A 17,824-nucleotide genomic window follows, 5' to 3' on the forward strand; every position below is an offset into this window, starting at 1 on the left:
CGGGGCCGTTCGCCGCCCACGGCCCGGCACCCCCGCCGGGGCCGTCCGCCGCCCTGTACCTCGCCCGCAGGCCGACGTGCTGTGCGGGCCGTACGTCGCCGCGGCCGTTGCGCCAGCCGTAGGCGGGGGTGTCGTAGTAGGAGACGACCCGACGCCGGCCGTCGGCCTCGAGCCGCCAGAGCTCGGTGCTCGACGGCGTGCGCGTCTCGGTGAGCACGCCGTCGCGCACCTCGACCCCCGGCAGCTCCGGGAGCACGAGGAAGTCGACGAACCGACCCGCGCCCGGGGCGGGCTCGGGGTGGCCGAACGCGGCCCGCGCCGCGTCGGCGTCGGCGTAGGTGGCCTCCTCGATCGGCACCACCGGTCCGCCGACGACGTCGAGCCCCTCGAGCATGATCCCGGTGGTCTGCGCCGGGGTGAGCAGCGCGAACCAGCGGCGTCGGTCGGAGGGCGTCACGGGGTGAGCAGCACCTTGCCGGTGGCGCGTCGCTCGTCGATGGTGGCGAGCGCCTGCGTGGCCTCGTCGAGGCCGAACGTGGCGCCGATCGGCGGCGTGAGCGCACCGGACTCCAGGTGCGGGGCGATGGCCGCCCACTCCTGGGCGACGTGCCCGGGGCGGGCGAGCGCGTAGGCACCCCAGCCGACGCCCACGACGCTGAGGTTGTTGAGCAGCAGCCGGTTGACCTTCACCTCGGGGATGTCGCCGGCGGTGAAGCCGATGACGAGCAGCCGGCCGTCCTCGCGCAGGCTGCGCAGGGAGTCGGTGAAGCGGTCGCCGCCCACCGGGTCGACGACGAGGTCGACCTTGCCGGAGGCCTTGACCGCGTCGAGGAAGCCGTCGGCCAGCACGAACTCGTCGGCGCCGGCGTCGATGGCCACGGCGCCCTTCTCGGCGGTCGACGTGACGGCGATGACGTGGCCGGCGCCGAACGCCTTGGCCACCTGGATGGACGCCGTGCCGACGCCGCCGGCGGCACCGTGCACGAGCACACGCTCACCGGGTGCGATCCGCCCGCGCTCGACGAGGGCGAAGTAGGCCGTGAGGTAGTTGAGCGGCACCGACGCGCCCTGCTCGAAGGAGACGGCGTCGGGAAGGTGGAACGTCATGTCGGGCTGGGTGACGGCGTACTCGGCGAACCCGCCGAGCATGCAGAACCCGGCCACTCGGTCGCCGGGGGAGAAGCCGGACCCCTCGGGGGCGGTGACGACCTCGCCCGCGACCTCCGAGCCGGGCACAAACGGCAGCTCCGGCTTGAGCTGGTACAGCCCGCGGGTCTGCAGCACCTCGGGGAACGAGACGCCGGCCGCGCGCACCCGCACGAGCACCTGCCCCTCGCCGGCGGTGGGGTCGGGGAGCTCGGTGACCTCGACGGCCGAAGGCCCGTCGAGCGTCGTGATCTGTACGGCGCGCATGGCCCGACCCTAGGGCCGTGGAGCACCGCTAAGCAAGCGCTTAGTGAGAGTTCGTGGCGTCGTGCCGGAATCGCTCGGGCTCAGTGACCACGACGAAGACGGATGCTGTCGCGGCCGTTCGTCGCGAGGTACCGCGTGACGTTGAACAGTGCGTGCCGGTCGGGCGCGGGCTCCTTGCCGTCGGCCATCCGCCACATCTGCACGGTGTAGTAGGTGAGCTCGGTGAGGTTGTCGAGCATGCGGATGCCGCTGCGCCGGGGTCGGACGGTGCTCGCGTCGGCCCGGCCGTCGAGCAGTCGACCGGGGACGTCGGGCTCCACGGTGAGCGGGCGGCCGAGTCCCACGAGGTCGATGCCGCCGTCGCCGAGGGCGTCGGCCATGCCCTCGACGGTGCGGAACCCACCGGTGACCATGAGCGGGAGGTCGGGGAGCTCGGCGCGGACCTGCTCGGCGAACGCGAGGAAGTAGGCCTCGCGTCGTCGGGTGGAGTCCTTGAGGCTGGGGTCGACGCCGAGCATCGCGGCCGACGCGTAGGTGCCTCCGGAGACCTCGAGCAGGTCGATGCCCTCCGCGGCGAGCGCGTGGACGACGGCGAGCGACTCGGCCTCGTCGAAGCCGCCCTTCTGGAAGTCGGCGGAGTTGAGCTTGACCGAGACCGGGACGTCGGGACCGACGGCGGCGCGGACGGCGCGGACGACCTCCAGCAGGAAGCGACGGCGCTTCTCGGGCGTCCCGCCCCACGCGTCGGTGCGGCGGTTCGACAGCGGCGACAGGAACTGGCTGACGAGGTAGCCGTGCGCGCCGTGGATCTGCACGCCGTCGAACCCGGCCTGCGTGACGACGCGGGCAGCGGTGGCGAACCGGGCGACGACGTCCTCGATCTCGGCGCTCGTCAGCGCGCGGGGCTCGGCGAAGACGCCGGCCGTGCCGGGCACCGCGACGTCCGACGGGGCGACCGGGTGCGCGGACAGCGAGCGCGGGACCTGGCGGCCGGGGTGGTTGAGCTGCACCCAGGCCGCGCTGCCGCCGGACGTGATGACCTGCGCCCACGCGGCGAGGTCGGCGGCGTCGCGGTCGTCCTCGACGACGACGTTGCCGGGCTCGCCGATGGCGCGACGGTCGACCATGACGTTGCCGGTGATCGTGAGGCCCGTGCCGCTGTGGGCCCAGCGGGCGTAGAGGCGACGCAGCCGGCTGCCCGGCGAGTGGTCGCGGCCGGCGAGCCCCTCGCTCAGGGCGGCCTTCGCCAGCCGGTTGGGCAGGGTCGAGCCGTTGGGCAGCGTGAGCGGGGCGGTGAGCACCGACCGGTCGACGGTCGTGCTCATCGCGCGCGGAGCACGACGGGTGCCTTGTCGTCCGGCACGTTGGTGATGTTGCGCAGGCGTGGTCCGGTGGGCTTCTCGGTGTGCACCTCGAAGCGCTGCAGCACCTCCCGCAGCACCACCGTGCCCTCCATGAGCGAGAAGGCGGCGCCGATGCAGCGCCGCACGCCACCGCCGAAGGGGATCCAGGTGCCGGCCGAGACCTCGCCGTCGAGGAACCGGTCGGGCCGGTACAGGTGGGCGTCGGCGAACGACGACTCACGGCTGTGCGACAGCATGATCGAGGGCGCGACGGTGGTGCCGCGCGGCAGGCGTCGGCCCGCGACGACCTGGTCGCTCTGCAGGGACCGCGCCACGAAGTCGATGATCGGGTGCAGGCGCATGGCCTCCTTCAGGCACGCCTCCAGGAACTCCTCGTCGCCCTGGTCGGCCGCCGAGACGGCGCGCGCCAGGAGGTCGGGGTGCTTCCCGAGCTCGTGCAGCGTCCACGACAGCGCCGACGCCGTCGTCTCGTGGCCGGCCAGCAGCAGCGTGACGAGCTGGTCGCGCAGCTCGGCGTCGGCCAAGGCCTCGGCCTCACCCTCCCCGGCCAGGAGGAGTCGCGAGAGGACGTCGTCGCGACCTTCCAGCCCATCGCGCACGTGCTCGGCTCGGCGCTCACGGATCTCCGCGTACAGCAGCTCGTCGACCTCGCGCAGGTTCGTGAAGAAGCCGCGCCACGGCGGGACCTTGCGCAGCCGCGGGAAGATCCACGACAGCAGGATGCCCGCGTCGATGTCGACGATCCGCGTGACCTTGGGCCGCAGCACCGCGAGCCGCTCCTCGTCGGTCACGCCGAAGACGACCTGGAGGATGACCTCGAGGGTGATCGCGTTCATCGCGTCGAGCGTGACCAGCCGCTGCCCGTCGTGCCAGCCCTGGACGGCCTCCTTGGCCAGACCCTCCACGAGCGGTCGGTAGCTGCGCATCGCCGGCCCCGTGAACGCCGGCATCAGCAGCTTGCGTCCGCGCTGGTGCTCGGCGTCGTCGGTGAGCAGGAGCGAGTGCTCACCCATCACCGGCTTGAGGATCGCGTTGCCCTCGCCGGCGTGGAACTGCGCCGGGTCGGCCGCGAAGATCTCCTTCACGTCGGCCGGGTCGGAGTGGATCACGAGGGTGCGCGGTCCGGGCAGGATCTGCACCGAGAACGTGTCGCCGTACGTGGCGTGGGCGTCGCGGATCAGCGGCCCCCGCTTGCGCATGAACCGCATCGTCATGAGCAGCGGGTTGCCCCGCGGGCCGGGCGGAACCTGGTACTGGTCGTCGTGCTGGGCCCGCGTGTCCACGTCAGGCCGCCTTCTCCCACGCGAAGTCCTGGGCCTCGACCTTGCGGGTCACCCACCAGTAGCGGAAGGTGAAGCCCGGCCAGATGGTGCGGTTCTTGCCCTGGCTGTCGAGGTACCAGCTGGTGCAGCCGCCCTGACTCCACACGCCCTTGCTGACCTTCGCCTGCAGGGCGTCGTTGAACTCGCGCTGGGCCTGCGGGGTCGGCTCGACGGCCTGCGCGCCGCGCTCGTCCATCTCGTCGAGCATCGAGAGGATCCACTTCGTCTGCTGCTCGATCATGAACACGACCGAGTTGTGGCCGAGGGCCGTGTTGGGGCCGAGCAGGAAGAAGAAGTTCGGGAAGTCGGTGACCGAGATGCCCAGGTAGGTCTCGATCCCCTTCTCCTTGAACGTCTTCGACAGATCGCGGCCACCCTTGCCGGTGACGTGCACCCACTCGAACGCGTCAGTCACGTGGAAGCCGGTGCCGTAGATGATGACGTCGGCCTCGCGGAAGGTGCCGTCCTTCGCGCGGATGCCGTCGGCGGTGATCTCCTCGATGCCGTCCGTGACGAGCTCGACGTTCTCGCGGTTGTAGACCGGGATGTAGTTGTCGGTCTTCAGCACGCGCTTGCAGCCGAGGCGGTAGTCGGGGATGAGCTTCTCGGCCACCGCGGGGTCGTCGACCGTCCTGCGGATGTAGCCGGAGACCTTCTTCTCCATGACGCTGGTGATGTTCTGCAGCGGTCCGGTGAAGCCGAGCTGCTGCGCCTCGTTGAGCCAGTACATGGCGTTGCGGTACGCGCGGGTGCCGCCGGGCAGCTTCTCGATGAAGGCCTTCTTGCGGCCCTCGATGTCGTGGTTGTGCTTGGGGACCACCCAGGGCGCGGTGCGCTGGTAGACGTCGAGCTGGGCGACGTCGCCGACGATCTGCGGGATGAACTGGATGGCGCTGGCGCCGGTGCCGATCACGGCGACCTTCTTGCCGGTCAGGTCGACGTCGTGCTGCCACTGGGCGGAGTGGAACCGCGGACCCGTGAAGCTCTCGGCGCCCGGGAGGTCGGGGATGTTCGGGATGTGCAGGCCGCCGATGCCCGAGACCACCACGCGGGCGTCGTAGGTCTCCTTGGAGGTGCTGACGGTCCAGCGCAGGCGGTCCTCGTCCCACTCGGCGCCGGTGACCTCGGTGCCGAAGTGGATGACGTCGTAGAGGTCGTGCTTCGTCGCGACGCCGCGCATGTACTCCCAGATCTCCTGCTGCCCGGAGTACTCACGGCTCCAGCCGGGATTGAGCTCGTAGGAGAAGGAGTACATGTGGGACTGGATGTCGCACTCGGCGCCGGGGTAGGTGTTGTCGCGCCAGGTGCCGCCGACGTCGTCGGCCTTCTCGATGACGACGAAGTCGTCGCGGCCGGCCTCGCGCAGCTTCATGGCCATGCCCATGCCGCTGAAGCCGGTGCCGATGACCAGGATGTCCGTGGAGATCATGTTTCGGATACTATCGGTATCTGAGACCCGTGGCCAGGTGTCCCGGGACACGTCGAGGGAGGCAGCGATGACCGTCGAGAGCGAGCGCACCGTCACGCGGGCGCAGCGTCAGGCGCAGACCCGCGAGCGCCTCGTCGAGGTCGCCCGCGAGCTGTTCCTCGCCGACGGCTACAACGCCACGTCGCTCGACAAGGTGGCCGTGGCGGCCGGCTTCTCCAAGGGTGCGGTGTACTCCAACTTCTCCGGCAAGGAGGAGCTCTGCATGGCCGTGCTCGACACGATCCACGAGGAGCAGATCTCCGGGGTCGTCGCCGCCTTCACCGTCGACGCCGACCTCGACGGCCGCATCGACGCGTTCGCGTCGTGGGCCCGCGAGAAGCTGGGGCACCCGCGCTGGACCGCGCTCGAGGTGGAGTTCGCCGCCGTCGCGCGGCAGAGCCCCTGGGTCGCCACCGAGCTGGTCAAGCGGCACCGCATGCTCGTGGCCGCCAGCGCCGACCTCATCGAGCGGGTCATGGCCGACGCCGGTCTCGCCCTCGGCATGGAGGCCCGCAAGGCCGCCACCGCCCTGCTCAGCCTCGGCATCGGTCTCGGCGCCATGCGCTCGCTCGACGGCGAGCTCGACGTCGACGTCTTCGCCGAGACCATGCGCGCCCTGCTGCGCGGCTCCACGTCGGCCTGACGCGACCAGGTCCAGTCCCTCCGTTTCGGACAGTTCCGGGGCGGTTCGGAGGTCCGAAGGGCCCCGGAACTGTCCGAAACGTGTGCCCTGCGGCTGAGCCGCCTCGGCTGGGTCTGGGAGTGGTCTCCGAGAGGGCCTCGACGGGGCAGGGGGCACCGGCTCGGCCGAGCTTCCCGGCCCCCAGGCGCGTTGTGAAGGGTTACGGACATTGCCCGTGGTCGGGATCGTCGATATGCCATCGAAACGGCTGATTCGGACAGTTTCGGGGGAGTTCAAGCCCCCTGAGTGCCCCGGACGTGTCCGAAACGTGAGCCGCTGCCCGGGAGCCCGGCCGGCGCGCTGGTGCCGCTCCGGTCGAGGCCCTTTCGGAGGCCGCCCCGAGACGGACCTCAGCCGACGCAGCCGCGGGGCCGCGCCGGGGGAGGCTCAGTAGCCGCCGTTGTCCTTGAAGCGCTCGAAGCTGCGGTTGACCTCGGCCTCGGCCTCGACGCGGCCGGTCCAGGTGGAGCCCTCGACGGACTTGCCGGGCTCGAGGTCCTTGTAGACCGTGAAGAAGTGCTCGATCTCGAGGCGGTCGAACTCCGGCACGTGGTGGATGTCGCGCAGGTGCTCCTGGCGCGGGTCCGTGGCGGGCACGCACAGGACCTTGTCGTCGCCGCCCGCCTCGTCGGTCATGCGGAACATGCCGATGGCGCGGCACGTGATGACGCACCCGGGGAACGTGGGAGACGGCAGCAGGACCAGGGCGTCGAGCGGGTCGCCGTCGAGGCCGAGGGTGTCGTCGATGAAGCCGTAGTCGGCGGGGTACTGCGTGGCGGTGAACAGCGTGCGGTCGAGCCGGATGCGGTGGCTCTTGTGGTCGACCTCGTACTTGTTGCGCTCACCCTTGGGGATTTCCACGGTGACATCGAAGATCACGGGTCGGGCCTCTCGTCGCTGCTGGTTGCCTGAGCGCACCGGGCGACCCCGTCGGGCGGACCGCAGGGATGGGCGCTTCGTGCATAGTCTGGCCCATGTGACGCGACGAGATCGAGGCAGGGTCGCCCTGCCGTGGGCGCTGGGCGGGCTGTTCCTCGCCGTCGTCCTCGTCGCCGGAGTCGGCCTCGGCTGGACGTCGGGCCGGCTCAACCCCGTCGTGTGCGGTGGCCCCTGCGGGCCCGAGGCGGTCGCCCCGCCGGAGGCGCTCACCCTCGAGGCCGTCCCGCAGCGCGTCCAGCCCGATCCGGTCATGACCGGCGCCATCGACCCCGACGCCGTGCGCGCCGCGGTCCAGCCCCTCCTCGAGGACCCGGCCCGCCGCGCCGAGCTGGGCGACCGGCTCGGCGTCGCCGTGGTGGGGCTCGACGGCACCTCGGTGTTCGCTCGCGACGCCGACGAGGCGTTCGTCCCGGCCTCCACGACCAAGCTGCTCACGGCGTACGCCGCCCTCTCCCGGCTCGACCCGGGGTCGCGCTTCAGCACCTCGGCCGTGCTCGACGGCAACGAGCTCGTGCTCGTCGGCGGCGGTGACCCGTACCTGGCGTCGAGCCGACCCGAGCGGCCCACGCGCGTGGACCGGGCCGACCTGCGCACGCTGGCCGAGCGCACCGCCTCGGCGCTCGACGACGCCGGCATCGGGGAGGTGTCGCTCGGCTACGACGCCGGCCTGTTCACGGGCCCGTCGGCGAGTCCGGACTGGGAGGACTCCTACGTGCCCGGGCAGGTCGTCACGCCGGTGAGCGCCCTGTGGGCCGACCAGGGGGTGCGTGACGGGATCCGGTCCGGTGACCCGGCCCGCGCCGCGGCCGACCGGTTCGCCGGCTACCTGCAGGACGAGGGCATCGACGTCGACGGCGACCCGGCCCGCGCCGACGCTCCGCCGGACCCGCAGCGGGTGCTCGCCGCCGTGCAGAGCGCCACCGTCGCCCAGATCGTCGACGCCACGCTGGTCCGCAGCGACAACGAGGCCGCCGAGGTCCTCCTGCGCCACGTGGGGCTGGCGGCGGGAGGGGCGGGCAGCTTCGAGGGCGGCACCGACGCGGTGGCCGCCACGCTGACCGAGGCGGGCGTGCCCGTCCAGGGCCTGCGGCTCGACGACGGCAGCGGTCTGGCGCGATCGAACCGCATCGCCCCCGAGACGCTGGCCGGGGTGCTGCGCGTGGCGGCGTCGCGCGCCTCCACGTCGGAGCTGCTCGCCGACCTGCCCGTCGGCGGACTCACCGGCACCCTCGAGGACCGCTTCGACGAAGACTCCGCGGGCCGCGGCCTCGTGCGGGCGAAGACGGGCACGCTCACCGGCGTGCACTCGCTCGCCGGGTACGCCACCGACGCCAGGGGGGTGCCGATCGTCTTCGCGGTCATGGTCGACGACACCGAGGGCGTGAACCCGTTCGTCACGCAGGCCGCGATCGACGACGTGGCGGCGGCGCTGGCGGCCTGCACCTGCGGCCCCGACGCGACCCGGCCCTGACGCCGCCCGCGCCGACTTCTGCCGCACCGGAAGAACAGCCCTGTAGTTCGAGCGAAGTCGTGACACGTGTGACGGATGGGACGCACGATGGTCCTCCGCCGGGTGGGGAAGCCCGACGGACGAGGGAGATCATCATGCGCAGGCTCGGGCTCGCGTGCGCCGCCGCACTCATGTGCGCGGCCACGCTCACCGCCGTCGGTGGCACGTCGTCGGCGGCCCAAGCCGCGACCCAGACGACGCCCTTGCCGCTCCCCGCGAAGCCGAAGGGGCTCAAGGCCCCCGTGGCGCTGCCCGCGGCCGTCGACCCGCCGTCGGCGTACGTGCCGCAGGTCGCCTGCCAGCCCGGCACACCGGCCGGCGTCGCGAAGACCCGCGACCTCGTCATGAGGACCTACGGCGTCGGCGGGAAGGGCAACACGGCGCGAGGGTGCTCCGAGGGGGTGTCCGAGCACGCCGACGGTCGGGCCTGGGACTGGATGGTGGACGTGAAGGACGCCAAGGAGAAGAAGGCGGCCGCCGACTTCCTCGCCTGGCTGACGAAGGACGGCGGCACCAACGCCCGGCGTCTCGGCATCATGTACGTCATCTACAACGAGAGGATCTGGGCGGTCTACCGGTCCAAGGAGGGCTGGCGCAAGAGCTCGGGCCACCGCGACCACGTCCACCTGTCGTTCAGCTGGAACGGCGCCCGAGGGACCACCAGCTTCTGGACCGGGAAGGTCCACCCTGTCGACCACGGGCCGTGCTCCCGCTTCGCCGGGCAGCCGGCCGTCATGAACTCCAAGGCGCGCACGACCCGCTGCTACGCGGCCGTCCCCCTGGTCAAGCGGACGTCGTGGGCCACGATCGCGCTCGGGTCCCGCGCGGGCACCGTGAAGACCGCCCAGAAGGCGCTCGGCGTCAAGCAGACCGGGACCTTCGACGCTGCCACCCGCGAGGCCGTGAAGACGTACCAGAAGAAGCACGACCTGCCCTGGACCGGGACCCTCGACCAGCCGACGTGGGCCTCGCTCGTGCCCGCGAAGGTCACCTCCGACGTGGCGAAGGGCCTGTCGGCGGCCGAGGCCGCGGCCTACGGCGCGAAGCACTACTCCTCCTCGATGCCCGAGCGGACCACCGGCAAGGCCGTGCTGGTGCTGCAGGTCGCGCTCGGCATGAAGCGCGCGGACCGCAACGGGTACTACGGACCCCTCACGGTCGCGGCGGTCCGGGCCCGGCAGAAGGCGATGGGTCGCTCCCAGACCGGCACCTGGACGAAGGGCGACTGGGCGGCCCTCGCGCCCTGACGTCCTCGACCGCGGTCCCGCCGCCGTTGGAGTGGTGTCGCGCGGCGGGGCGCGGGATCATCGGGGCATGAGCGAAGACCAGGCACGTCAGCCAGGCGAGCGCGCCGACGAGCGCGATCGCACCCACGGCAAGGACGAGCGCCGGTACGTCCCGTCCGACGTCGACCCGCAGCGGTGGGTCAAGCGGCTCGTCTGGGCCCTCGTGCTCGTCGCGGTCGTGTACGCCGGGGCCCTGGTCGCGTCGGCGTTCTTCCCCCGGTGGTGGGCCCAGCGCATCGGCGACCAGGTGAACGGCGACCTCACGAGCGGCATCCTGTGGGGCCTCTTCTACGGGTTCGTCTTCACGATCGTCCCCCTGATGATCGTCGTGCAGCTTCGCCGTCGGTTCTTCAACTGGACGTGGCGAGGCATCCTGCTGGTCGTCGCGATCGTCCTGGCCGTGCCGAACTGGCTGACCCTCGCGGTCGTGCTGGGCACGGGCAACGCGGCCCACGCGGGCGAGCGCATCATGGACGTCGAGGCCCCCGGGTTCCGGATCGCGACGGCGATCGGTGCCGTGGGCGCAGCCGGACTGGTCCTGGTGCTGCTCGTGACCGGCGTCGTCGCGACCCACCGACGCAAGCAGGTGCGCACGCTGAAGGGCCGGCTCGACGAGCGCGAGAGCGGCCCGGTCGACGGTTCCCGCGGCGGCACCGGCGCCGGCCCGGGGGCTGGTACTGGGCGGCGCAGCGACCGGTCGTGACGCCGAGTTGCGAGCCGCGGCCACGGTGCCAATGTGGGAACCGCGGCATCCGCCGCGCAGTCGACTCCAGGAGGAACACATGAGCGAGCTCAACCCAGAAGGTCCCGCTGACGGTGGCGCCGAGGGCACCCCGGGTGTCCAGGACGGTGGCGCTGACGGTGGAGCCGAGGGTCCCGCCGACGGTGGCGCCGAGGGCACCCCGGGTGTCCAGGACGGTGGCGCCGACGGTGGCGCCGACGGTTCGGCCCAGTAGGTCGTGACCACCACCGAGCAGGGAGGGGTGGCCGGTCTGCGGACCGGTCACCCTGCCCTGCGTCGCCTCGTCGTCGACCCTGTCGCCTTCGCCGCCGACACGTGGGGCCAGGCGCCGCTGCTCACCCGCGCGGCCGACCTGCCTGCGCGGTTCGACGACCTGTTCGGCGAGTCCGCGGTCGACGAGCTCGTGTCGACGCACGGGCTGCGGACACCGTTCCTGCGCGTGGCCAAGGACGGCACGACGCTGGGCACCCGCGCGTTCACGTCGGGCGGTGGTGTGGGCGCCGGCATCGCCGACCAGGTCGACGACACCCGCCTCACGTCGCTGTTCGCCGACGGCGCCACGCTCGTGCTGCAGGCGCTGCACCGCACGTGGCCCGCCGTCGTCTCCTTCTCCCAGGCCCTGGTGGCCGACCTCGGGCACCCGGTCCAGGTCAACGCCTACGTCACGCCGCCGCAGTCCCGCGGGTTCGACGACCACTACGACGTGCACGACGTGTTCGTGCTGCAGATCTCCGGCGCCAAGCACTGGCGCATCCACGCCCCGGTGCACGAGGCGCCGCTGCGCGACCAGCCCTGGACCGACCGTCGCGACGCGGTCCGGGCCGAGGCGGAGCGTGAGCCGCTCATCGACGCGGTCCTCGAGCCCGGCGACGTGCTCTACCTGCCGCGCGGCACGCTGCACGCCGCCACCGCGCTGGGCGACGTGAGCACGCACCTGACCTTCGGCGTCCACACCTGGCACCGGCACCACGTGGCCGAGGAGCTGGTGGCGGCCGCGCTCGCGATGGTCGGTGACGACCCCGACGTCCGCACGTCGCTGCCCCTGGGCGTCGACGTCGCCGAGGCAGGCGAGCTCGAGGCGCACGCCGAGCTGGTGCGCGACCGGCTCCTGTCGGCACTGCGCTCCGTGCCCGTCGAGACCTTGGCGGCCGCTCTCGGGGCGCGCGACGACGCGTCCGGACGCGCTGAGCCGGTGGGCCCGCTGGCGCAGCTGCGCACGGCGCAGGGACTCGGCGACACCACGCCGCTGAGGCTGCGCGAGCAGCTGGCCGCACGCCTCGACGGCACCACGCTCACCGGCCGCGCCGGAGCGGTCGACGTGTCCGCGGTCGACCCCGGGGCGGTCGCCGCCCTGCTCGACGGCCAGGCCGTCCCGGCCGGGTCGCTGGGTCTCGACGCAGCCCGCCGGCTGGTGTCGGCCGGCGTCGTCGTGCCCGCGTGACCTGCCGCGCTGCGAGAGGATCGGTTCGTGGCCGACCTCGATGACCTGTGCGCGGCGCGGGCTCGTGAGCGGTCCGACCCGCTCACCGGCACGGCCCTGCACGTCCGTCGGTTCCTGCTCGTGGAGCACCAGGGACCGTGGCCCTTCCACGCGCTCGAGTCCGAGGGTCTCGACCCGGACGTCGTCGCCCGGCTGGTGGCCGCCACGCGCGACGTGGGCGCGCGCACGATCCTGATCCGTCGTCCGGGTCGACGGTCCGAGTCGTCGGACCGGCAGGCGTGGGCGGTGGCGGACGTGGAGAGCGGCCGCATCCGCTGGGGCGCGTGGACCGATGCCGCGGATCTCCTCGAGGCGTGCGCGGTGCTGCGCGAGGACTCGGGCGGGCCCGGCTGGGGCGACGAGGCCGCGGTGCTGGTGTGCGCGCACGGACGGCACGACACGTGCTGCGCGGTGCGCGGCCGCCCGGTGGCCGCGGCGCTGGCCGAGAGGCTCGGCGACCTCGTGTGGGAGTGCAGCCACGTTGGCGGCGACCGGTTCGCGGCCAACGTGGTGGTGGTGCCCGCCGGCACCTTCTACGGCGGTCTCGACGCCGACACCGCGGTCGGCGTCGTCGAGGAGCACCTGGCCGGGCGGGTCACGACCGGCTTCCTGCGGGGCAGCAGCGCCCTGCCGCCGGCCGCGCAGGCCGCGGCCGTCGCGGTGCACGAACGATGGGGCCCGGCGGGCCCGCGCGACGTCGGGTCGGCGCAGGTCGACGACCTCGGTGACGGACGCTGGAGGGTCCGGCTCGTCTGCTCCGGTCCGTTGCCGTCCGCCGTGGTCGCCGACGTCCGCGCGGTGCACCGCGACCCCGCCGTGCTCACCTGTCAGGCGCCCCGTGCGACGTCGGCCCGTGCCTTCGTCGTCGACGCCTTGAGCCCTGCGGCGTCGGTCTGAGTCGGGCCCGGTCGGCTCAGCGGGGGACGAGCCGCTCGTCGCGGGTGCGGCGCAGCAGCGTGGAGGCCTTGCGGTTGAGCAGCCGCATGGCGGTCGTGTAGCCGAACGGCGCGAAGCGCTGCGCCAGGTGCCCGACCTGGACGTCGCGCGAGGTGAAGACGAGGTAGCGCCCCTTCTCGATGCCGCGAAGCATGGCGTCGGCCGCCTCCTCGGGGGACACGGCATGCTTCTCGAACCGTCCGACGGCCTTGGCGACCCGGGGGTCGTCGCGGTCCACGCCGACGATGTCGACGGTGCCGACGAGCGGCGTCCGGACGGCGCCGGGGCAGACCAGGGTCACGCCGATCCCGTGCTGCTCGAGGTCGAAGCGCAGGACCTCGCTGACCCCCCGCAGGCCGAACTTGGCCGCGCTGTAGGGCGCGTGCAGGGGCAGTCCGAACAGGCCCGCCGCGGACGAGACGTTGGCGACGTGCCCGCCGCGACCGGCCTCGATCATGCGGGGCACGAAGGAGCTGAGCACGTGGATGGGACCCATGAGGTCGATCTCGACGGTGCGACGCCAGTGCTCGGGGCGCAGGTCCTCGATGCGTCCCCAGGTGGAGATGCCGGCGACGTTCAGCACCACGTCGACCGCGCCGACGTGACCGTGCACCGCGTCGGCGAACGCGCTCACGGCGTCGAGGTCGCTGATGTCGAACGCGGAGTGGTGCAGCACCGAGCCCCCGGCGGCGTGCACGAGTGCGACGGTCTCGTCGAGCCCGTCGGCGGCGACGTCGGTGAGCACGAGGCGCCCGCCCCGTGGGGCCAGGCGCAGCGCCGTGGCGCGACCGATGCCGCTGGCGGCACCGGTGATCACGACGGTCTTCCCCTCCAGGGAGGTGCGGGTGCGGGCCATGGTCGTTCCTCTCGACGAAAACCAGTGCGATCGTACCAGTTGACGTATCGCAGCGCGACGGCTTCACGCTCCGTCAGCGAGGTGGCCGGGACCACGTCCCTCGGGCCTCCACCTGCGGCTGCGTCGGCCGCGGTCGGCGTCGCGGCGGCCTCCGAGAGGGCCTCGACCGGATTGGGACCAGCGCCCCGCCCGAGCCCCCGGGCTGCGGCACCCGTTTCGGACACGTCCGGGGCACCTCTGCGGGCCAAGGTGCCCCGAATGTGTCCACATCGTCGCGGCTTCGGCGATTCGATGGGTCTTTGACGTCTTCCGCGCGGGAGATCGACCAGAACCCTTCGCAACGCGGGAGGGGGCCGGAGGGCTCGGGTGGGGTCGGTGCCCCTGCTCCGTCGAGGCCCTCTCGGAGGCCACCGCCGGACCGCGCCGCGCCGACGCAGCCGCAGGTCTACGTCTCGGACAGTTCCGGGGCACGTGCTGGGTCCGAAGTGCCCCGGAACTGTCCGAATCGGAGGGACGCGACGGGCCGCGCGTCGGTGCCGGAAAGCGTCCGCCGCGACCCCTAGCGTGATCCCCGAGGACGACGGAGAGGCAGGTGGTCGGGCGATGCGGACCAACCGGTTCGACGGCTTCTGCTCCGCGTGCGCCCAGCACGTCCACGCCGGGGCCGGGCACCTCACCGGCACGCCCGGGGCCTGGCGCACGTGGTGCGTCGCCTGCTCGCCCCGGCCTCCGCAGCGCGGCGACCACGACGGGTGGCACCGGCTGCCCCTGGCCTCGCTCGATCTCGAGACCACCGGCACCGACCCCCTCCGGGACCGGGTCGTCAGCTATGCCCTGCTCGACGAGCCCGGGTTCGAGATCACCGGGCTCGTGCGGCCCGGCGTCCCCGTGCCCGAGGCGGCGGCGCAGGTGCACGGCATCACCGACGCGATGCTGGCCGACGCGCCCACGCCCGCCGAGGCGCTGCCGGTCGTGCTCGACTGGGTGCAGACGCTCGTCGAGCGCCGGGTCGGTCTCGTGGTCTTCAACGCCTGCTACGACCTGTCCATGCTGCGCGCCGAGGCGCTGCGGCACGGGTTGACCCAGCCGGACTGGGACCGGCTGCTCGTCGTCGACCCCTACGTCGTCGACTGGGGCGTCGAGCGAGGCGGCCTCGGACGTCGACGGCTCGGCGACGTCGCCGCCTACTACGGGGTCACGCTCGACGGTGCGCACGACGCCACCTGCGACGCGGTCGCCGCGCGACAGGTCGCGGTCGAGCTGGCCGCCCGGCACGCGCACGTGGGCGGCCTCGACCTCGACACGCTCATGGCCAGCCAGCGATCGTGGTACGCCGAGCGGGCCGAGGACTGGAACGCCTACGCCCGCACGGCCGGCCGCGACCTCGACGATCCCGCCGGCTGGCCGCTCGTCGGTTGACGCGCGCCTACGGCTCGACGGTGCCGCGGACCCGGGCGAGGATCGCGGCGGCTGCGGCCGCCGGCTCCTCCTCGGGGATCCAGTGCGACGTCCCCTCGAGCACCGTGTAGCGGTAGTCGGCCGTCACGTGCCCGCCGCACGCGTCGGCACCGGACCGGCCGATCGCCAGGTCGTCGGTGCTCCACACGTAGGTGGTGGGCACCTCGACGGCGGGCAGGTCGCCCAGGTCGGACGTCATGGCGCGGTACCAGGCCAGCGCCGCGGTGAGCGCGCCCGGCTCCTGCAGCTGCGCGACGTAGGCGTCGACGAGCCGGTCCGGGACCGCGCCCTGGTACATCGCCCGCAGGCGTCGGGCGCCGTCCTCCAGCAGGAGGGTCTCGGCCTTGCCCTCCTGGCGCAGCAGCCCGATGTAGGAGGCCTTGTCCTTCGCCTCCTCGTCGCCGCGCAGGGCGGCGTTGTAGGCGGCCAGGTGGGGGACCGAGAACGCGGTGAGGGTCCGCAGCCGGTGTCCGTGGTGGGCGGCGACGTACCAGGCCACTGCCGCACCCCAGTCGTGGCCGACGAGGTGGAAGGTCTCGAGGCCGAGCGCGTCGGCGAGGTCGACCACGTCCTGGGCGAGCGCAGCGGTCGTGTAGGCCTCGACCGCCTCGGGCCGGGCCTGGGGGGAGTAGCCCCGCTGGTCCGGCGCGACGACGCGCAGGCCCGCCTCGGCGAGCACCGGCGCGACCTCCGACCACGTCAGGGACGTCGCGGGGAAGCCGTGCAGCAGGATCACGGGCTCACCGGAGTCGGGGCCGGTCGTGCGCACGTCGAACGTCAGGTCGTGGACGGGGACGGGCTCGGTCTCGTCGAACGTCATGCGCCCATCCTCGCCCACGGAGGGGCCGCCGGTCAGGAGGGCGGGGCGCCGATGCGTTCGAGTGCCGCCGCGTCGAGCGCGGCACCGGTGGCGACGTCGGGTGCGGTGCCGCCGCGGTCGGCGTGCACCCACCAGCGGTCGGCGTCCGAGGACGGCTCCTGCGGGTAGTGCGCGACGGCGTCGTCCAGCAGTGCCTCGAGCGCCGCGCGCAGACGCGCCGTCAGGGCGGCGACGGTCTCGCCCTCGACCGGCAGCAGGGGCTCACCGACCACCACGTCCACCACCACGCCCCGGCGCAGGGTGCGTCGGCCGTCGACGGTGAGCAGGCGGTGCCCGCCCCACACGACGCAGGGCACGAGCGGCACGGGGGCGCCCGTCACCCGTGCCCCGTGGAGGGCGAGCCCGGCCGCGCCCGGCTTGAGCGCCTTCACCCGGAACGAGCGGCTGATGGTGGCCTCCGGGAACACGCCCACCGCCTCGCCGTCGGCCACGAGGCGCCGGGCACGTCGGTAGGCGCTCGCCCCGGTCCAGCGCTCCACCGGGACGTGGCCCATGGCCCGCATGGCCCGACCGACCAGCGGCAGCTCGAACACCGAGGCCTTGCTCATGAAGCGGACCAGTCGTCCACGTTCGCGAGCAGCCCAGCCGACCAGCACGAAGTCGAGGAAGCCGGTGTGGTTGCTCGCCAGCACCACCGGGCCCGTCGTGGGGAGGTTCTCCAGGCCACGTCCGCGCAGCCGCACGCCCCACAGGCGCAGCACGACGGCGCCCAACCGGTTCACGACCCGGTAGGTGCGATCGGTGCGGCGGTGTCCGCCGGAGCCACGTCCCACGTCAGGGGTTCGGCGCGGACGGGGTCGTGGACGGGAAGCAGTCCGTGGCGCGTGCGACGTGCCCGGTCCGCAGGCCCCCGGCCGCGAGCAGCAGGATCGCCGCGCCGTAGAGGGCCATGATCGGCACCGACACCACGGCCGACCCCGGATCGACCCGATCGGCCTCGCCGAGGGCGATGATGCCGTCGGAGACCAGGAACAGCCCGCCACCGATCCCCGCCAGGCGGTCGACGGTCGAGGCGGTCACCGCCGTCGCCAGGAGAAGCGCGGCGTAGACGGGGATCACCGGGCGAAGGTCGGGGGCGAGTCCACCCCAGGCCCATGCGACGACCACGATGCCGGTCACGACGTACAGCGCGACCAGCGCGACGGACGGCCGGTGCACCCGCAGGGCCCCGGCACGCACGAAGAGCGTCACGAAGCACACGTGGGCCCCGGCGAACGAGGCCATCCCGGCGACGAACAGGTCGTCGAGCTCGAGGAGCAGGTCGCCCCCGAGGCAGAGCAGCAGCGCCAGCGCGAGCAGGCGCGGCCCGCGGGAGGTCAGCACCCAGGCGACGAGGACGGGTGCGAGCAGGCACTTGGTGACGCTGTCCCAGGGCGTCGCGTCGGCAGCCAGCAGCACGAGGTGCACGGCGAGCACCACCAGGAACGCGACGACGAACGACAGGTCCCTGCGGCGCTGGTCGGCGCGGCCGGAGTCGAGCAGGCTCAT

At 73.1% G+C, this 17,824-nt stretch carries 18 protein-coding genes; 8 read left to right on the forward strand and 10 right to left on the reverse strand.

All coding sequences use genetic code 11. The annotated features are described in order from the left end of the window. The 5 genes from NUV38_RS13625 to NUV38_RS13645 all read right to left on the reverse strand — a co-directional run. Positions 1 to 457 (reverse strand): hypothetical protein (locus NUV38_RS13625; RefSeq protein WP_257729642.1); only part of this gene is annotated, 457 nt, incomplete at its 3' end. Next, complete coding sequence (locus NUV38_RS13630) at positions 454 to 1,413, reverse strand: NADPH:quinone oxidoreductase family protein (RefSeq protein WP_257729643.1); 960 nt, start codon at positions 1,411 to 1,413, stop codon at positions 454 to 456. The genes NUV38_RS13630 and NUV38_RS13625, both read right to left, overlap by 4 nt. A gap of 80 nt (positions 1,414 to 1,493) precedes the next feature. Next, a complete protein-coding gene (locus tag NUV38_RS13635) occupies positions 1,494 to 2,738 on the reverse strand; it encodes an NADH:flavin oxidoreductase/NADH oxidase family protein (RefSeq protein ID WP_257729644.1) in 1,245 nt (414 codons plus the stop codon). Continuing rightward, positions 2,735 to 4,060, reverse strand: a complete 1,326-nt coding sequence (locus NUV38_RS13640) for a cytochrome P450 (RefSeq protein WP_257729645.1) — start codon at positions 4,058 to 4,060, stop codon at positions 2,735 to 2,737. Before NUV38_RS13640 ends, NUV38_RS13635 begins: the two co-directional genes overlap by 4 nt. 1 nt (position 4,061) lies before the next feature. Further along, on the reverse strand, positions 4,062 to 5,528 hold the full coding sequence (locus tag NUV38_RS13645; protein WP_257729646.1) for an NAD(P)/FAD-dependent oxidoreductase: 1,467 nt from the start codon (positions 5,526 to 5,528) through the stop codon (positions 4,062 to 4,064). Between the two features lie 67 nt (positions 5,529 to 5,595). Here NUV38_RS13645 and NUV38_RS13650 point away from each other — a divergent pair, with 67 nt between their 5' ends. Then, positions 5,596 to 6,210 carry a TetR/AcrR family transcriptional regulator gene (locus tag NUV38_RS13650; protein WP_055961153.1) on the forward strand — a complete coding sequence of 205 codons (615 nt, stop codon included), beginning with the start codon at positions 5,596 to 5,598 and terminating at the stop codon, positions 6,208 to 6,210. A 426-nt stretch (positions 6,211 to 6,636) separates the two neighbouring features. Here NUV38_RS13650 and NUV38_RS13655 read toward each other — a convergent pair whose 3' ends face one another. Then, positions 6,637 to 7,128, reverse strand: a complete 492-nt coding sequence (locus NUV38_RS13655) for an inorganic diphosphatase (RefSeq protein WP_257729647.1) — start codon at positions 7,126 to 7,128, stop codon at positions 6,637 to 6,639. A gap of 97 nt (positions 7,129 to 7,225) precedes the next feature. Here NUV38_RS13655 and dacB point away from each other — a divergent pair, with 97 nt between their 5' ends. From dacB to NUV38_RS13685, 6 genes are all read left to right on the forward strand, one after another. Further along, positions 7,226 to 8,659, forward strand: a complete 1,434-nt coding sequence (gene dacB / locus NUV38_RS13660; protein ID WP_257729648.1) for a D-alanyl-D-alanine carboxypeptidase/D-alanyl-D-alanine-endopeptidase — start codon at positions 7,226 to 7,228, stop codon at positions 8,657 to 8,659. Between the two features lie 134 nt (positions 8,660 to 8,793). Next, entirely contained in the window at positions 8,794 to 9,945 is a 1,152-nt protein-coding gene (locus NUV38_RS13665; RefSeq protein WP_257729649.1) for a peptidoglycan-binding protein, read from the forward strand. Positions 9,946 to 10,012: 67 nt separating this feature from the next. Next, on the forward strand, positions 10,013 to 10,687 hold the full coding sequence (locus tag NUV38_RS13670; RefSeq protein WP_257729650.1) for a hypothetical protein: 675 nt from the start codon (positions 10,013 to 10,015) through the stop codon (positions 10,685 to 10,687). A 79-nt stretch (positions 10,688 to 10,766) separates the two neighbouring features. Further along, positions 10,767 to 10,940 carry a hypothetical protein gene (locus tag NUV38_RS13675; protein ID WP_257729651.1) on the forward strand — a complete coding sequence of 58 codons (174 nt, stop codon included), beginning with the start codon at positions 10,767 to 10,769 and terminating at the stop codon, positions 10,938 to 10,940. Positions 10,941 to 10,943: 3 nt separating this feature from the next. Continuing rightward, positions 10,944 to 12,167, forward strand: a complete 1,224-nt coding sequence (locus tag NUV38_RS13680) for a cupin domain-containing protein (protein WP_257729652.1) — start codon at positions 10,944 to 10,946, stop codon at positions 12,165 to 12,167. A 27-nt stretch (positions 12,168 to 12,194) separates the two neighbouring features. Next, positions 12,195 to 13,103: a sucrase ferredoxin gene (locus NUV38_RS13685; protein WP_257729653.1), complete on the forward strand. Its 909-nt coding sequence runs from the start codon at positions 12,195 to 12,197 to the stop codon at positions 13,101 to 13,103. A 16-nt stretch (positions 13,104 to 13,119) separates the two neighbouring features. Here the strand turns inward: NUV38_RS13685 and NUV38_RS13690 are convergent, their stop codons facing one another. Next, positions 13,120 to 13,998: an SDR family oxidoreductase gene (locus NUV38_RS13690; protein ID WP_257729654.1), complete on the reverse strand. Its 879-nt coding sequence runs from the start codon at positions 13,996 to 13,998 to the stop codon at positions 13,120 to 13,122. Positions 13,999 to 14,601: 603 nt separating this feature from the next. Between NUV38_RS13690 and NUV38_RS13695 the strand changes: the two genes are divergently transcribed. Continuing rightward, positions 14,602 to 15,417 (forward strand): exonuclease domain-containing protein, encoded by an 816-nt coding sequence (locus NUV38_RS13695; RefSeq protein WP_257729655.1) that lies wholly within the window; start codon positions 14,602 to 14,604, stop codon positions 15,415 to 15,417. A 7-nt stretch (positions 15,418 to 15,424) separates the two neighbouring features. Here the strand turns inward: NUV38_RS13695 and NUV38_RS13700 are convergent, their stop codons facing one another. The 3 genes from NUV38_RS13700 to NUV38_RS13710 are packed head-to-tail and all read right to left on the reverse strand — an operon-like array spanning position 15,425 to position 17,824. Continuing rightward, positions 15,425 to 16,276, reverse strand: coding sequence for an alpha/beta fold hydrolase (locus NUV38_RS13700; protein WP_257729656.1), 852 nt, complete (start codon positions 16,274 to 16,276; stop codon positions 15,425 to 15,427). 32 nt (positions 16,277 to 16,308) lie between these two features. After that, entirely contained in the window at positions 16,309 to 17,058 is a 750-nt protein-coding gene (locus NUV38_RS13705) for a 1-acyl-sn-glycerol-3-phosphate acyltransferase (RefSeq protein ID WP_257729657.1), read from the reverse strand. A gap of 52 nt (positions 17,059 to 17,110) precedes the next feature. Then, on the reverse strand, positions 17,111 to 17,824 hold the full coding sequence (locus NUV38_RS13710) for a lysoplasmalogenase (RefSeq protein ID WP_257729658.1): 714 nt from the start codon (positions 17,822 to 17,824) through the stop codon (positions 17,111 to 17,113).

Origin of the sequence: Aeromicrobium sp. 50.2.37 (assembly GCF_024655735.1) — a bacterium.
GTDB lineage: Bacteria > Actinomycetota > Actinomycetes > Propionibacteriales > Nocardioidaceae > Aeromicrobium.

Excerpts from the sequence above, each read along its gene's own strand:
- NUV38_RS13710 (WP_257729658.1), bottom strand. The coding sequence starts at position 17,824 with ATGAGCCTGCTCGACTCCGGCCGCGCCGACCAGCGCCGCAGGGACCTG.
- NUV38_RS13695 (WP_257729655.1), top strand. The coding sequence starts at position 14,602 with ATGCGGACCAACCGGTTCGACGGCTTCTGCTCCGCGTGCGCCCAGCAC.
- NUV38_RS13645 (WP_257729646.1), bottom strand. The coding sequence starts at position 5,528 with ATGATCTCCACGGACATCCTGGTCATCGGCACCGGCTTCAGCGGCATG.
- NUV38_RS13675 (WP_257729651.1), top strand. The coding sequence starts at position 10,767 with ATGAGCGAGCTCAACCCAGAAGGTCCCGCTGACGGTGGCGCCGAGGGC.
- NUV38_RS13700 (WP_257729656.1), bottom strand. The coding sequence starts at position 16,276 with ATGACGTTCGACGAGACCGAGCCCGTCCCCGTCCACGACCTGACGTTC.
- NUV38_RS13670 (WP_257729650.1), top strand. The coding sequence starts at position 10,013 with ATGAGCGAAGACCAGGCACGTCAGCCAGGCGAGCGCGCCGACGAGCGC.
- NUV38_RS13665 (WP_257729649.1), top strand. The coding sequence starts at position 8,794 with ATGCGCAGGCTCGGGCTCGCGTGCGCCGCCGCACTCATGTGCGCGGCC.
- NUV38_RS13635 (WP_257729644.1), bottom strand. The coding sequence starts at position 2,738 with ATGAGCACGACCGTCGACCGGTCGGTGCTCACCGCCCCGCTCACGCTG.
- NUV38_RS13630 (WP_257729643.1), bottom strand. The coding sequence starts at position 1,413 with ATGCGCGCCGTACAGATCACGACGCTCGACGGGCCTTCGGCCGTCGAG.
- NUV38_RS13690 (WP_257729654.1), bottom strand. The coding sequence starts at position 13,998 with ATGGCCCGCACCCGCACCTCCCTGGAGGGGAAGACCGTCGTGATCACC.
- NUV38_RS13650 (WP_055961153.1), top strand. The coding sequence starts at position 5,596 with ATGACCGTCGAGAGCGAGCGCACCGTCACGCGGGCGCAGCGTCAGGCG.